The sequence below is a fragment of the Rhizobium sp. 01L410 genome, from assembly GCF_056400165.1.
The window spans coordinates 190,735-204,735 of record NZ_JBFTST010000004.1 but is presented as its reverse complement, the minus strand read 5'-3'; the positions used below and the strand labels follow the sequence as shown (position 1 = coordinate 204,735).

Here is a 14,001-nt window from a genome sequence, read left to right as displayed (position 1 = left end):
GAATTACATCGGCTGAACGCCGCTGAGACCGACCGAGACCTGTTTCGAGGAGACGCTGCCGTCGGCAGCCTTTTCGGCGTTGACGATCACCGCCGCGCCTGGCTTCAGATCATCCTTAGTCGCCGTAGCGATGGTGACGACCTGTGTGCCGTCAGGGATGGCGATGGTCTTTTCCTTGCCCTGATAGGTCAGCGTGATCGTCTTGCCGTTGACCGCCTTGACGGCAGTGCTGACGGTCGCATTGGTCATCTCGGTATTCGGCTTGGCATCCCAGGGGCGGTTACCCTCGCCGGTGCCTTTCATAGATGCCGGGAAGATCATCACCTGCAGCGCGTCATTCGGCCCGCTGCCCTTCGGCATCGAGCCGACGCCAACGAAATCACCCGGCTTGATGTCATCGACAGCCGCCCGCTGGATGCCGCCAACCCGGAAGCCGGATTGCATGGCGATCGACTGGTCGGTTCCATCGCGGGTCTTGATGGTCAGCACATCGCCGTTGAGGCTCTCGACGATGCCGCGAATGCGGACACGTTGCGTATCGTCGGCCTGGCTGGACTGAACGGCTGAAAAGCTGATGGCTGCGGCGGCGAGCGCCGTCAGAAATGCGGAAGAAAGCTTGCGAGACATATGACTATTCCTTGTCGCCACGATAGCAGGCATATCCCCGGCTGCCGGAGCGGACTCTAGAGCCGCACCGGGACACCGGCGAATCAAGGAAACGTGAGACTCAGCCTTCGATCTCTTCGCGGAGCATTTCCAGCTCAAGCCATTCTTCTTCCATCTTCGTCACGCTGTCGCGCAGCTTTTCCATCTCGGCGGCAAGCTTGTTGAAGGTCGCCGGATCCTTGGTGAAGAGGTTCGGGTCGGCCATCTTCGCTTCGCGCTTGGCGATCTCGGCCTCAGCCTTGGCCATTTCTTTCGGCAGGTTCTCGAGTGCGAACTTCTGCTTGAACGAAAGCTTACCCTTACCCTTCGGCGCCTCGGCAGAGGGCGAAGCCTCCGCCTTTACCTTTTCGGCAGCCTTATCTGCCCTCCGCCGCTCATCCAGCGCGCCTTTCCGCTGCGCCATCATGTCGGAATAGCCGCCGGCATATTCGATCCAGCGGCCATCGGGCGCATCCGGAACGGCGGGCGCAATCGTCGAGGTCACGGTACGGTCGAGGAAGTCACGGTCGTGGCTGACGAGAATAACCGTGCCCGGAAAGCCGGCAACGATTTCCTGCAGCAGGTCGAGCGTTTCGATATCGAGGTCGTTGGTCGGCTCGTCGAGGATCAAAAGGTTGGTCGGCCGCGACAGGATCCGCGCCAGCATCAGCCGCGCGCGCTCACCGCCGGAGAGGTTCTTGATCGGCGTGCGCGCTTGCTCAGGCTGGAACAGGAATTCCTTCATGTAGCCGGTCACATGGCGCTGCTCGCCGTTGACGAGCAGGTTCTCGCCGCGGCCATCGGTCAGGTAATTGGCCAGCGTGTCGTCGAGGTTGAGTTCCTCGCGCTTCTGGTCGAGCGTTGCGATTTCGAGATTGGTGCCGAGCTTCACGGTGCCGCTGTCGGGCGCCAGCTGGCCGGTCAGCATCTTCAGCAGCGTCGTCTTGCCGGCACCGTTCGGGCCGACGAGACCGATGCAATCACCGCGATGCACGCGAATAGAAAACGGCGTGACGATGGGCCGCTCGCCATATGTCTTGGTGATCTTGTCTGCCTCGATCACCAGCTTGCCGGATTCCTGCGCATCCGAAACGCTCGCCTGGACGCTGCCCTGCGGACCCTTGTGGCCGCGATATTGCGAGCGCATGGTCTGCAGCTCACCGAGACGGCGCATGTTGCGCTTGCGGCGCGCGGTAACGCCATAGCGCAGCCAATGCTCTTCACGCTCGATCGCCTTGCCGAGCTTGTGCTGTTCCAGCTCCTCGGCCTCCAGCACCTGATCGCGCCAGACTTCGAAATGCCCGAAGCCACGATCCAGACGCCGCGACGTGCCGCGATCGAGCCAAACGGTGGCCGTCGAGACCTTTTCGAGGAAGCGGCGGTCATGCGAGATCAGCACGAGGGCGCTGCGCGTCTTCTGCAGCTCGCCTTCCAGCCATTCGATGGTCGGCAGGTCGAGATGGTTGGTCGGCTCGTCGAGCAGCAGGATATCCGGCTCCGGCGCCATGACGCGGGCAAGTGCTGCGCGGCGGGCTTCGCCGCCAGAAAGGTTCTTCGGGTCTTCCTCGCCGGTGAGGCCCAGATGCGACAGAAGATAGGTGACGCGATAGGGATCGTCGCCCGGCCCAAGCCCGGCCTCGGCATAGGCCTGCACCGTTGTAAAACTTCCGAAATCAGGAGCTTGCTCAAGATATCGGACCGTCGAGGAGGGATGCCGGAACACCTCGCCGGACTGCGCCTCGGCAATGCCGGCAGCGATCTTCAGCAGCGTCGACTTGCCGGAACCGTTGCGGCCGACGAGGCAGATCTTGTCGCCCGGCTCGACCTGCAGGCTTGCGCCCGCCAGCAACGGCGCGCCGCCGAAGCTCAGAAAGATGTCGTCCAGTTTGAGAATGGGAGGCGCCAAGGATCAGACTCCGGAAAGGTCATAGGGGCGGGCAAGGACGATCGCGCGGCCACTGCCGAGCGTGAACCGAACCTTGCCTTCTGCCACATTGGAAATGGTACGCGACGAGCCGAACGGCAAATGGAAATCCGAGAGCGGATAGCGCGCGTTTTCGATGAAGAGACCGCGCAATTCGCTGAAACCGGGAACCGAGAACAGGCTGTTCTTCGGCAGGTCGAGCTCGAGGGAACCTGAAAGAAGCGGAACCGCTTCCTCCAACCCCGAAGTGAGCAACAGGTCGATACCCTGTTCGGCGAGGCTGACGGCATAGAGGAGGTGCTGAAGCGCATGGTCGGACCGTTCCCCCGCCAGCGCACCGGCAAGGATCAGCCGTCTTGCGCCGCGGGCTATCGCTTCCGAAACGGCGATCTCACCATCCGTCGAGGCTTTGGCCGCGGGATAGGGCTGCTTCGGCACGCCCGGAAACGCACCTTCGAGATCCGGTGCGGTGGAATCGAAATCGCCCACCCAGAGCTCCGGCACGACACCGAGCTCTGCCGCATGCCGCATGCCGCCATCGGCCGCGATGAACCGGCTGCCGGCAATCGCATTGCGCAGCCGCTCTGTCGGCGTCAGCTCGCCGCCGAGCAGGATCGTGAAGGTCGTCTGGGTCATGGGCATTGCCCATAGCGCAAAGCAGGGGTCGAGGGAAAGGGGCAGGGCTTAGGGCGTGCCCTTATCGCGCCGTTCGAAGGCTTTTTCATAGCCATCGATGAAGCGCTCATAGAGCGCCGCAAAGGCATCGACGTCCGTGTCGCTCCAGCCGTCGAGGATTTCGGTGATCAGCGACAGCTTCTGCGCCCGGATTTCCGACAGCAGCCGCTGGCCGATCGGCGTCATCACCACGACGATGCGCCGCGCATCGGCTTGCGATGCTTCCCGGCGAAGAATGTTGCGGCTGACCATGTCGGCCACCACGCGGCTGGCGCGGGACGGGTCGATCCGCAGCATCTCGGCAATCATCCCGACAGTCACTTCATCGGCCGGCTGCGCACGGCGCACGGCGTCAAGAACATCGAGATGCGAGAGCTCGAGATCCGGCGCGACGCTCTGGATTGCCTGACGTCCGATCAGCCGGCGCCCTGTCATCAGCTTCATCCGGGTCATGCTCTGGCCGATGCTGGAAACGCTTTCGTTCTCCAGTGACAGCGGATCAAGCTCGTGAATGCGGGCGGGTTTCTCGTTCATGCGCCGAGCATAACAGAAGGCTTGCGCGAAGGAAATATGCCTGCGTCATTCTGGTGTCATTGACATTTATATGCTTTTGTCACATAAATTGGCAATCATGATTGGAACTGTCTTCATGGATATGCAGCTTGCCTCCCAGCCGCTCGTGACGGATCCCCGCCACAGGCTTATTCTCTTCCTGTTCCTGATGACCGCGATGTTCATGGCAACGCTGGACAATCAGATCGTCTCGACGGCGCTGCCGACCATCGTCGGCGAATTCGGTCACCTCGAACGCTTCGGCTGGATCGGCTCCGCCTATCTGCTGTCGCTGAGCGCAGTCATGCCTGTCTATGGCAAGCTCGGTGACCTCTTTGGCCGCAAATACGTCATGATGACCGCAATCGCGATCTTCACCGCCGGCTCCGCCGTTTGTGGTCTCGCCGTCTCGATGAACACGCTGATCGCCGCCCGCGTGCTCCAGGGTCTCGGCGGCGGCGGCATCATGGTATCGATCTTCGCCGTCAATGCCGATCTCTTCGAGCCGCGCGAACGTGCCCGCTACCAGAGCTATTCCAGCCTGGTGCTGATGGCATCGAGCGCCATCGGCCCCGTTCTCGGCGGCATGATGAGCGATCTCTTCGGCTGGCGCTCGATCTTCCTCGTCAACGTGCCGATCGGTTTCATTGTCTTGATCGGCCTCGCGCTGATGCTGCCCTATCGCAAGCCGCACCGCCGCCCGAAGATCGATTATGCCGGCGCCCTACTGCTGGCGATGACGACGACGAGCATCGTGCTGATGGCCGATGGCAGCGAGCTGTTCGGCTCGATCCTGGCGCCGCAGAGCCTTGGGATCATCGGTATCGGCGCGCTTTGCGCCATCGCCTGGGTCTTCGTCGAGCGCCGCGCCGCCGAACCGATCGTGCCGCTATCGCTGTTCCGCAACCCGACCTTCCCGCTTCTCCTGATCATGTCGATCACCGGCGGCGGCATCGCTATCGGCATGGCCAATTACTTCGCGCTGTTCCTGCAGACGACCACGGGCCTGTCGCCCTCGCATGCCGGCCTGCTCTTCGTCATGTTGACCGGCGGCCTCGTCTGCGGCTCGCTCTTTGCCGGGCGCATGATCTCGCGCACCGGACGCTACAAGCCCTTCGCCATTGCCAGCCTCTCCTGCAGCGCGGTGGCCTTCGCGCTCCTGACCCAGGTCCATGCTGGTACGCCGCTGCCGATCATCGGCCTGCTGATGATGCTGCACGGCATCGGCATCGGCTTGTCGCAGCAGGTGCCCGTCATCGGCGTCCAGAACGCCGCTCCGGCGCGTGATGTCGGCGCCGCCACCGGTTCCGTCACGCTGTCGCGCATGGGCGGCGCCTCGATCGCCATCTCCATCTACGGCGCCATCATCGGCTCGCAGCTGGCAAAGGTCGGCGTTTCCATCCCCGGCGTTACCGATATCGAGCAGCTGACGCCGAAGATGATGGCGGCCCTCCCGGAAGCCAGCCGCCAGGCTGTCGCCGATGCCTATGCCAGCGCCTTCACGCCGCTGTTCATGACCTCCTGCGCCTTTGCTCTGATTGGATTGATTGCAGCGCTTTCGCTGAAACCGGTCCAGTTGCCGCGCCACGGCGAGACCAAGAACGCGGCCGCGGCGGCCGAAGCCGCCGAGTAGCGGCAAGGGCGCGCTGCGCCCTTGTCATAAAGCCTGCATCGCTATACATCTGCCAACGCTCTAACGGGGTGCCCTGTATCCGCAAGGATATCTGGCTGAGAGGCTTTCAAGCCAACCCGCGGAACCTGATCCGGCTAACACCGGCGGAGGGATTAGACGCGTGACACCAGGCACCGCCCTTTTCCCCATGAAACAACTTTTTTAGGAGGAGGCGCGCCATGCCCGGCCGCAAACCATTGATCGCATCATTCGTCACGGCTTTCCTTGCCGCAACCGTCACTCTGTCTCCGGCGCAGGCCGCCGACAAGACGCTGACCATTTACACCTACGAGAGCTTCACCTCGGAATGGGGCCCGGGGCCCAAGGTCAAGGAAGCCTTCGAGAAGACCTGCGCCTGCACGGTCAATTTCGTCAGCGTCGCCGATGGCGTGGCGCTTCTCTCACGCCTGAAGCTCGAAGGCGCCTCGACCAAGGCCGACATCGTTCTCGGCATCGATACCAACCTGATCACCGAAGCCAAGGACACCGGCCTGTTCGACGCCAGCGGCGTCGATACCAGCGCCCTCAAGGTGCCGGGCGACTTCAAGGACGATGTCTTCGTTCCCTATGACTACGGCCACTTCGCCATCATCTACGACACGCAGACCATCAAGAACCCGCCGAAAAGCATGCAGGAACTGGTCGATGGCGACCCATCGCAAAAGATCGTCATCGAGGATCCACGCACCTCGACACCGGGTCTCGGCCTGCTGCTCTGGGTGAAGTCCGTCTATGGCGACAAGGCGCAGGAAGCATGGGCGAAGCTCAAGAGCCGCATCCTGACAGTGACGCCTGGCTGGTCGGAGGCCTATGGCCTGTTCACCAAGGGCGAAGCGCCGATGGTGCTCTCCTACACGACCTCACCGGCCTATCACATGGTCGCCGAGAACACCGACCGCTATCAGGCCGCCGCGTTCTCCGAAGGTCACTACATCCAGATCGAAGTCGCCGGCCTTCTCAAGAACGCGCCGGATAAAGAACTCGCCCGCGACTTCCTGAAGTTCATGGTGACGCCGGGTTTCCAGGACACGATCCCGACCAACAATTGGATGATGCCTGTTGCGGCCACCTCCACGCCGCTGCCGGATGCCTTCGGCAAGCTGGTCAATCCGTCCAAGACCTTCCTGATGAGCCCGGATGACGTCGCCAAGAACCGCAAGGCGTGGATCGACGAGTGGCTTGCGGCCATGAGCATGAACTGATGCTGCAGACGGCGGCGGAGCGGCGAAATGCGCTGGCGGGCGGGGCAATCGGTCTCGCCGCCATCCTGCTTTTCATCAGCATCGCCGCCATCTCGCTTGCTGCCTCCGGCGGCAGCAATGCGTTCGCTGGCATCATCTCGGATCCCTACATTCTCCGCGTCCTTCGCTTCACGCTGCTGCAGGCGGTCCTTTCGACCTTGCTCTCCGTTCTCCTGGCTCTGCCCGTCGCGCGGGCACTTGCCCGGCAGCCTAACTTTCCCGGCCGTATCTGGATCATCCGGCTGATGGCCGTGCCGATGGGATTGCCCGTTCTGATCGGCGCGCTCGGGCTGATCGGCATCTGGGGCCGGCAGGGCGTGCTCAATACCGCATTGCTCAAGCTCGGCCTGTCCGAACCCGTCAGCATCTACGGACTGACCGGCATCCTGCTCGCCCACGTCTTCTTCAACCTGCCTTTGGCATGTCGGCTGATGCTTGCAGGACTGGAGCGCCTGCCCTCCGAATACTGGCTGATGGCAAGCAATCTCGGCATGCGCCCCCGCGCCGTTTTCCGCTTCATCGAATGGCCGGCGATCCGTGGCCTGATCCCCGGCATTTCAGGGCTCATCTTCATGCTCTGCGCCACCAGCTTCACGCTGGTGCTGACGCTTGGCGGCGGACCGGCGGCAACGACGATCGAGGTGGCGATCTACCAGTCGCTGCGTTTCGACTTCGACCCAGGCCGTGCGGTAGCTCTGTCCTTGCTGCAGATCACCCTGACCGGCCTCATCCTCGGCGCCATGTCATTTCTCCCCACCAGCCGTGACGAAGGACTGACCGCCGGACGCCATTCCATGCGTTTCGATGGCAGAATGCCGATGGCAAAACTGTCGGATGGCCTGCTTCTCGTCTTCGCCACGGCTTTTCTGCTTTCGCCATTGCTTTCCGTGTTGGTAGCGGGCCTGAGAGCCGACCTCCCGAAGCTGGTCGGCGAGCCGGTCTTCTGGCGGGCCGCAGCGATGAGCTTCGGCATATCCCTTTCCGCCGCCACATTGGCCCTTGTCGTATCAGCTGCCCTGATCCGCGCCCGCCAGACCATCAGCGGGGATAAGCGTTTCACACGCAGCAGCCGCACCCTCAACGCAGCGATGGGCGGAGCCTCGTCAATGGTGCTGCTGGCGCCCCCCGTAGTTCTTGCGACCGGCTGGTTCATGGCGCTCAGGCCATTCGGCGACGCCTCTGTTTTTGCGCCTGTCCTTGTGGTCCTGATCAATATGCTGATGGCCCTGCCCTTCGTCATGCGCGTGCTTGAACCGGCCTATCTCGTCCATCAGCGCCGCACCGCGCGCCTCTCGGCAAGTCTCGGGATAACCGGCGCGGCGCGGCTGCGGCTCATCGACTGGCCGGGGCTGCGCAAGCCGTTGCTAACAGCCCTGTCTTTCGCCATGGCGCTGTCGCTCGGCGATCTCGGCGCCGTCGCCCTGTTCGGATCCGACGGTTTTGTCACGCTTCCATGGCTGGTCTACAGCCGCATGGGAAGCTACAGAACCAACGATGCCGACGGCTTGGCGCTGATCCTCGGCGTCATTTGCCTATTGCTGACGATCGCCGGAACATCCGGCCAGGTGCGAGGACATGGTGCCGATGACGGCCGCTGATATCACCATGCAGAACGTCCGCCTGACGCTCGGCAGCCACGCCTTCCATTTCGATTGCACGCTGCCCGGCGGCCGGATCATTGCCGTGACGGGCCCGTCGGGCGCCGGCAAATCGACCTTCCTTAATCTGCTAGCAGGCTTCGAGATGCCGGAGAGCGGCCGCGTTCTGCTCGCCGGACACGATGTCACCGGCAGTCACCCGGCCGGGCGGCCCGTCTCGCTTGTCTTTCAGGACAACAATCTCTTCGCTCATCTCGATATCTTCACCAATGTCGGGCTGGGCATTAATCCAGCCCTGAAGCTCACACCGGCGGATCGCAGCCGCATCTCGGCTGCGCTGGCGCAGGTCGGTCTGGAAGGCTTCGAGAAACGGCTTCCGGCGACGCTCTCCGGCGGCGAGCGTCAGCGCGCCGCCTTTGCCCGCGCCCTCGTCCGCAAGCGGCCGATCCTGCTTCTCGACGAACCCTTTGCCGCCCTCGACCCCAGCCTGCGCAACGACATGGCAGAGCTTCTGACGGCGATGCAGCGCGAGACCGGAGCGACCGTCATCATCGTTTCGCATGACCCGGATGAGGTTCGCCGCATTGCACAATATGGCGTTTTCATCGACCATGGCGCGATTGCGCTCGCCGCGCCGTTGGGCGAGTATCTGGCTGATCAGAGCACGCCCGCATTGCGGCAATTTCTGCAGGGCTGACGAATATCCACGCCACGATGGCACTTTCGCCACAATTTCATCGGAGCGAAAGAACTCCTTAACCACGCTAAGCTTGCTAAATTACAACGGCGCCATAATTACGCAGAGTCTCGCTATGCAACCGATGCGGAAATCAGCTACAGCAATGACGTCTGTTCCCCCGTTGTGCAATGCGAGAAGCGGGATGGACGCCTGTTGAACCCCGTTGGAAGTGGCCGGATCGAACATTTGGCGAGCCGGCCGAAAAGCAAGATGACTCGGAGAGCCAGACTGGACAGCATGACGACGTGGACGAGACCCGCGCCTTCCAGGAACGTGCTATCCGCTTTGCGTCAACGGGGACGGCATGCGCTGCTTTTGACGGCAGCGGCCATGGCCCTCAACGGCTGTCAGTCAATCATCGAACAGTCCTACCAGCCGACGGTTTCCCCCTCGTCTAATCCGCAGATCGTCGATGAAGTCCAGAAGAACGACCCGCGCGCTGCCATGGGTGCGCGCGAGCATCCTCGCATCGTTGCGAGCTACGGCGGCGAATACAAGGATGCCAAGACAGAGCGGCTTGTTGCCCGCATCGCCGGCGCCCTGACAGCCGTATCCGAAAACCCGAGCCAGTCCTACCGTATCACCATCCTGAATTCGCCGGCGATCAACGCCTTCGCGCTTCCGGGCGGCTACCTCTACGTCACCCGCGGCCTGCTGGCACTCGCCAACGACGCTTCGGAAGTCGCTGCCGTGCTATCGCATGAAATGGGCCACGTGACCGCGAACCACGGCATCGAGCGCCAGAAGCGCGAAGAGGCCGAAGTCATCGCCAGTCGCGTGGTCGCCGAGGTCCTGTCGAGCGATATCGCCGGCAAGCAGGCGCTCGCCCGCGGCAAACTGCGTCTCGCCGCCTTCTCCCGCCAGCAGGAACTGCAGGCCGACGTGATCGGCGTGCGCATGCTGGGTGAGGCAGGATACGATCCCTACTCGGCGGCGCGCTTCCTTGACAGCATGGCCGCTTACAGCCGCTTCATGTCGGCCGATCCCGACGCCGACCAGAGCCTCGACTTCCTGTCGAGCCATCCGAACTCGGCACAGCGCATCGAACTCGCACGTGACCACGCCCGCGCCTTCGGCCAGGAAGGCAAGGTCGGCGACAAGGGCCGTGACTATTATCTCGATGGCATCGACGGTCTGCTCTACGGCGACAGCCCCGAAGAGGGCTATGTGCGCGGCCAGACCTTCCTGCATGGCGGCCTCGGCATCCGCTTCGACGTACCGCCCGATTTCACCATCGACAACAAGGTCGAAGCTGTCATGGCGACCGGCCCCGGCGATGTCGCGATCCGCTTCGATGGCGTGGCCGATAGCAACAACCAGAGCCTGACGAACTACATTTCGAGCGGCTGGGTGACCGGCCTCGACCCGTCGACCATCCAGCCGACGACAATCAACGGCATGGAAGCGGCAACCGCCCGCGCCAGCGCGGATCGCTGGGATTTCGACGTGACCGTCATCCGCAACAACCAGCAGATTTTCCGCTTCCTCACGGCCGTGCCGAAGGGCAGCACAGCGCTGCAGCAGACGGCCGACGTGCTGAGAGCAAGCTTCCGCCGCATGACGCCGGACGAGATGTCGTCGCTGAAGCCGCTGCGCATCCGCGTCGTCACGGTACGTGCCGGCGACAACATTACCACGCTCGCGGCCCGGATGATGGGCACCGATCGCAAGCTCGACCTTTTCAAGCTGATCAACGCCCTGCCGATGGGCGCGTCCGTTGCACCCGGCGACCGCGTGAAAATCATCGCCGAATAAAAAAGGCCCGGTGCGAACCGGGCCAGTCTGTGCTTCTGGGAGTAAAGACTACTTTCAGGCGTAGGCGGCCATATGCGGATCGGCGCTGACAAGCGCGCTGCGCAACTTTTCCATCGCCCGGCTCTCGATCTGGCGCACGCGTTCCTTCGAAATTCCGAGATCGGCGCCAAGCTCTTCGAGAGTCGCTCCGTCTTCGGCCAGGCGCCGTGCACTGATGATCTTCATCTCGCGCTCGTTGAGATGCGTCAGCGCCGAGGCCAGCCAGACGCGGCGGCGCTCGCCGTCGATCATGTTCGTCACCTGCTCGTCCGGCAGTGGCTCGTTGCTGACGAGGAAATCCATCTTCTCGGCACTGTCGGCATCCCCGGAGACCGAAGGCGCCTGCAACGACGCATCATTGCTGGAGAGCCGCGCATCCATCGTCTGGACGTCCGCAAGGCTGACGCCGAGCGCAGCAGCGATTTCCTGATGGATCGACTGCACGGTCAGCTGGGTGTCGCCACGCGCCAGCTTGGCACGCAGCCGGCGAAGATTGAAGAACAGCGCCTTCTGCGCTGAGCTTGTGCCGCCGCGAACGATCGACCAGTTTCGCAGGATATAATCCTGAATGGAGGCACGGATCCACCAGCTGGCATAGGTCGAAAACCGCACTTCGCGTTCGGGCTCGAACCGCGCTGCAGCTTCAAGCAGACCGACATACCCTTCCTGCACGAGATCGCTCATCGGCAGGCCGAAATTGCGGAACTTGCCGGCCATCGAGATGACAAGACGCATATGAGCCATGGCGATCTGGTTGCGCGCGCCGCGGTCGTCATTGTCCTTCCAGCGGATCGCCAGCTGATGCTCTTCCTCGCGGGCAAGATAGGGAGCCGCCATCGCAATTTTGATCATGCGCCGGTCTGCAGACATGTTCCTCATATCGGTCTCCTAAAATCAGGCCTCGCGCCCAAACAAAAAACAACGAAGGTTCGTTTCCGGAACGTGACCGCCCGGATCAAATTCAGCTCTCGAATGCAAAAGGCCTCTCTCCTGGACTTTTCAGGAGGAGGCCCTATCTCTTCAACAAGTACCGGTCAGACGGTCAGGCAGGATCTGATTCTTCAAGTTGCCGTTCCGGCAAAATGTGGAAGCCATGACCCACTCCTCGTCCAGCGTTCAAACCAGCGGACGAACGGTGGGCTCCACCGGTTTTTTGTCCGCACTTACGAGATTTAAACGCGTCAGCGCGGAAAAAGTTCCAATAAAAAACCCGGCTCGAAGGCCGGGTTTTTTGCAAGGAAAAACAAAGTGCTATTATGCGGCTTCGTCCTGGGAGTCGTCTTCTTCGATTGCCTTGCCGCGCTTCGGACCCTTGTTGAGGTTGGTCTCGACGAGACGGACGGCTTCCGTTTCCGACATCTTGTTCACGGCAGCGATTTCTCGAGCCATACGGTCGAGGGCAGCTTCATAGAGCTGACGCTCGGAATAGGACTGCTCCGGCTGGTTTTCGGCACGATAGAGATCGCGCACGACCTCTGCGATGGAAATCAGGTCGCCGGAATTGATCTTGGCATCATATTCCTGCGCACGGCGGGACCACATGGTACGCTTGACACGAGCCTTGCCCTGCACAACCTTGAGCGCGCGCTCAACGAAGTCGGTTTCCGACAGCTTGCGCATGCCGATGCTCATCGCCTTTGCGACCGGAACCTTCAGACGCATCTTGTCCTTTTCGAAATCGATAACGAAAAGTTCGAGCTTCATGCCGGCAACTTCTTGCTCTTCGATAGCGGTGATGGTACCGACGCCATGAGCGGGGTACACGATCGATTCACCGGTCTTGAAGCCGTGGCGAGCTGCTGAAGGTTTTTTCTGCTGGGTCGTCATACTAATCAAAAACTCCCTGTTACGCTTCCGGCGGCGGCCGGAGCCGGGTCAGTCAGGCCCGGATGAGACGGTAGAATTCCCGTCGGGTGACTTCACTCTGCTCCCACCAGACATAAGCAAAGAAATTCGTGCACGCGACTAACGATCGGACAGCTCAACTCGTTGATATGTCACGGAAACCGCGTACGGATTTAATTTGCTTTCGTGATGGTTTTGGGCACGCCTCGTGCCTCAAATGGGTCAGTCTCTAGAACTTATCACAAAAATATGAGGAAATCAATAATTTGGTGCTTGTGAGTCATGCGGGTAACACATGGCTCACATATTAGTGAAGCATCACTTGAAACGTTTAAGCGCCTTCTGAACCCGATTTCAGGCAGATTTCAGCAGCTTGAACTCAATCGCCCGCGCCGGGCTTCTCGGAGAAATACTTCTCGAATTTGCCGGTCTCGCCGTCCATTTCCTTGGCCTCGGGCATCGAGTCCTTTTTGACGGTAATATTGGGCCAGACGCTCGCATATTCAGCGTTGATCTTGAGCCATTTGTCGAGACCCGGCTCGGTATCCGGCTTGATCGCCTCGGCAGGACATTCGGGTTCGCAAACGCCGCAGTCGATGCATTCGTCGGGATGGATGACGAGGAAATTCTCGCCTTCATAGAAGCAATCGACCGGGCAGACTTCCACGCAGTCGGTATATTTGCAGCGAATGCAATTGTCGGTCACGACATAGGTCATGAAGAACTCCAGGATTTCACGCGAGCGGGGAGACGAACCTGGAACGTCGCGTCTTTCCCTGTGCCGGAGGAGCAGCGTTGACTGGCTTGGGAGGCAAGAACGCAGTCCGGCGAGTTGATTGTGACGTATCGGCTTTACAGCCTGATTTCAAGGATTATCCATCTTCAAAAACCGGCGGCGCAGACAGAGTTTTCTAATCCTCGCCCGACTGGAGCCTGTCGATTGCCCGCCGCTCTTTCTTTGTCGGCCGTCCTGCCCCCGCGCCGCGGATCGCCTGCTCGTAGGCGGTGAGACGTTTCGTCTCATCTTCAGGCGGCGTGATGTTCTCGTAAAGGCGCTGCGCCTCTTCGAAAGGCCCCCGCCGCTCGCCCGGCAGTTTGACAAGGAGGACGACGTCCCGGCGATCGAGTTGCAGCTCGACGCGATCGCCCGCCTTGACTGTCTGGCTGGGCTGGATGGCACGTTCGCCATTGATGCGAACGTGCCCTGATTGCACATGGCTTTGCGCCAGGGAGCGGGATTTCACCATGCGCGTGAAGAACAGCCACTTGTCGATGCGCTGGCGCGAACCGCTTGCTGGCTGTGTCTCCCCGCCCAT

The 14,001-nt window shown here is 61.5% G+C and carries 13 protein-coding genes and 1 riboswitch; of the genes, 5 read left to right on the top strand and 8 right to left on the bottom strand.

Annotation, left to right across the window (positions count from 1 at the left end; all coding sequences use genetic code 11):
- Positions 1–3 precede the first annotated feature (3 nt).
- From AC1DV9_RS10675 to AC1DV9_RS10660, 4 genes are all read right to left on the bottom strand, one after another.
- A complete protein-coding gene (locus tag AC1DV9_RS10675; protein WP_477947714.1) occupies positions 4–627 on the bottom strand; it encodes a hypothetical protein in 624 nt (207 codons plus the stop codon).
- 100 nt (positions 628–727) lie between these two features.
- The gene (locus AC1DV9_RS10670) at positions 728–2,551 is read right to left on the bottom strand and encodes an ABC-F family ATP-binding cassette domain-containing protein (RefSeq protein WP_477947712.1); all 1,824 of its coding nucleotides are present in this window, start codon (positions 2,549–2,551) and stop codon (positions 728–730) included.
- A 3-nt stretch (positions 2,552–2,554) separates the two neighbouring features.
- The gene (locus AC1DV9_RS10665) at positions 2,555–3,211 is read right to left on the bottom strand and encodes a thiamine diphosphokinase (RefSeq protein ID WP_477947710.1); all 657 of its coding nucleotides are present in this window, start codon (positions 3,209–3,211) and stop codon (positions 2,555–2,557) included.
- Positions 3,212–3,253: 42 nt separating this feature from the next.
- On the bottom strand, positions 3,254–3,778 hold the full coding sequence (locus tag AC1DV9_RS10660; RefSeq protein ID WP_477947708.1) for a MarR family winged helix-turn-helix transcriptional regulator: 525 nt from the start codon (positions 3,776–3,778) through the stop codon (positions 3,254–3,256).
- A 115-nt stretch (positions 3,779–3,893) separates the two neighbouring features.
- Between AC1DV9_RS10660 and AC1DV9_RS10655 the strand changes: the two genes are divergently transcribed.
- The 5 genes from AC1DV9_RS10655 to AC1DV9_RS10635 all read left to right on the top strand — a co-directional run bounded on the left by AC1DV9_RS10655 (position 3,894) and on the right by AC1DV9_RS10635 (position 10,801).
- On the top strand, positions 3,894–5,429 hold the full coding sequence (locus AC1DV9_RS10655) for an MDR family MFS transporter (protein ID WP_477947707.1): 1,536 nt from the start codon (positions 3,894–3,896) through the stop codon (positions 5,427–5,429).
- 54 nt (positions 5,430–5,483) lie between these two features.
- A riboswitch (TPP riboswitch) is annotated at positions 5,484–5,598 on the top strand.
- A 49-nt stretch (positions 5,599–5,647) separates the two neighbouring features.
- Positions 5,648–6,670 carry a thiamine ABC transporter substrate binding subunit gene (gene thiB, locus AC1DV9_RS10650; RefSeq protein ID WP_477947705.1) on the top strand — a complete coding sequence of 341 codons (1,023 nt, stop codon included), beginning with the start codon at positions 5,648–5,650 and terminating at the stop codon, positions 6,668–6,670.
- Entirely contained in the window at positions 6,670–8,307 is a 1,638-nt protein-coding gene (thiP, locus tag AC1DV9_RS10645; RefSeq protein ID WP_477947703.1) for a thiamine/thiamine pyrophosphate ABC transporter permease ThiP, read from the top strand. Before thiB ends, thiP begins: the two co-directional genes overlap by 1 nt.
- Complete coding sequence (locus tag AC1DV9_RS10640) at positions 8,294–9,004, top strand: thiamine ABC transporter ATP-binding protein (RefSeq protein ID WP_477947701.1); 711 nt, start codon at positions 8,294–8,296, stop codon at positions 9,002–9,004. Before thiP ends, AC1DV9_RS10640 begins: the two co-directional genes overlap by 14 nt.
- Before the next feature lie 252 nt (positions 9,005–9,256).
- Positions 9,257–10,801, top strand: a complete 1,545-nt coding sequence (locus AC1DV9_RS10635; protein WP_310296464.1) for a M48 family metalloprotease — start codon at positions 9,257–9,259, stop codon at positions 10,799–10,801.
- A 54-nt stretch (positions 10,802–10,855) separates the two neighbouring features.
- Here AC1DV9_RS10635 and AC1DV9_RS10630 read toward each other — a convergent pair whose 3' ends face one another.
- The 4 genes from AC1DV9_RS10630 to AC1DV9_RS10615 all read right to left on the bottom strand — a co-directional run bounded on the left by AC1DV9_RS10630 (position 10,856) and on the right by AC1DV9_RS10615 (position 14,001).
- Complete coding sequence (locus AC1DV9_RS10630; RefSeq protein ID WP_112385893.1) at positions 10,856–11,719, bottom strand: RNA polymerase factor sigma-32; 864 nt, start codon at positions 11,717–11,719, stop codon at positions 10,856–10,858.
- A 375-nt stretch (positions 11,720–12,094) separates the two neighbouring features.
- Entirely contained in the window at positions 12,095–12,667 is a 573-nt protein-coding gene (locus tag AC1DV9_RS10625; RefSeq protein WP_112385894.1) for a CarD family transcriptional regulator, read from the bottom strand.
- Between the two features lie 397 nt (positions 12,668–13,064).
- Positions 13,065–13,403, bottom strand: coding sequence for a ferredoxin FdxA (gene fdxA, locus AC1DV9_RS10620; RefSeq protein WP_310296467.1), 339 nt, complete (start codon positions 13,401–13,403; stop codon positions 13,065–13,067).
- A 193-nt stretch (positions 13,404–13,596) separates the two neighbouring features.
- Positions 13,597–14,001, bottom strand: a complete 405-nt coding sequence (locus tag AC1DV9_RS10615; RefSeq protein ID WP_112540431.1) for an RNA-binding S4 domain-containing protein — start codon at positions 13,999–14,001, stop codon at positions 13,597–13,599.

What these genes read in the sequence shown, in the direction of transcription:
- AC1DV9_RS10675 (WP_477947714.1), bottom strand. Translation starts at nt 627, where the DNA reads ATGTCTCGCAAGCTTTCTTCCGCATTTCTGACGGCGCTCGCCGCCGCA.
- AC1DV9_RS10665 (WP_477947710.1), bottom strand. Translation starts at nt 3,211, where the DNA reads ATGCCCATGACCCAGACGACCTTCACGATCCTGCTCGGCGGCGAGCTG.
- AC1DV9_RS10660 (WP_477947708.1), bottom strand. Translation starts at nt 3,778, where the DNA reads ATGAACGAGAAACCCGCCCGCATTCACGAGCTTGATCCGCTGTCACTG.
- AC1DV9_RS10655 (WP_477947707.1), top strand. Translation starts at nt 3,894, where the DNA reads ATGGATATGCAGCTTGCCTCCCAGCCGCTCGTGACGGATCCCCGCCAC.
- thiB (WP_477947705.1), top strand. Translation starts at nt 5,648, where the DNA reads ATGCCCGGCCGCAAACCATTGATCGCATCATTCGTCACGGCTTTCCTT.
- thiP (WP_477947703.1), top strand. Translation starts at nt 6,670, where the DNA reads ATGCTGCAGACGGCGGCGGAGCGGCGAAATGCGCTGGCGGGCGGGGCA.
- AC1DV9_RS10640 (WP_477947701.1), top strand. Translation starts at nt 8,294, where the DNA reads ATGACGGCCGCTGATATCACCATGCAGAACGTCCGCCTGACGCTCGGC.
- AC1DV9_RS10635 (WP_310296464.1), top strand. Translation starts at nt 9,257, where the DNA reads ATGACTCGGAGAGCCAGACTGGACAGCATGACGACGTGGACGAGACCC.
- AC1DV9_RS10630 (WP_112385893.1), bottom strand. Translation starts at nt 11,719, where the DNA reads ATGAGGAACATGTCTGCAGACCGGCGCATGATCAAAATTGCGATGGCG.
- AC1DV9_RS10625 (WP_112385894.1), bottom strand. Translation starts at nt 12,667, where the DNA reads ATGACGACCCAGCAGAAAAAACCTTCAGCAGCTCGCCACGGCTTCAAG.
- fdxA (WP_310296467.1), bottom strand. Translation starts at nt 13,403, where the DNA reads ATGACCTATGTCGTGACCGACAATTGCATTCGCTGCAAATATACCGAC.
- AC1DV9_RS10615 (WP_112540431.1), bottom strand. Translation starts at nt 14,001, where the DNA reads ATGGGCGGGGAGACACAGCCAGCAAGCGGTTCGCGCCAGCGCATCGAC.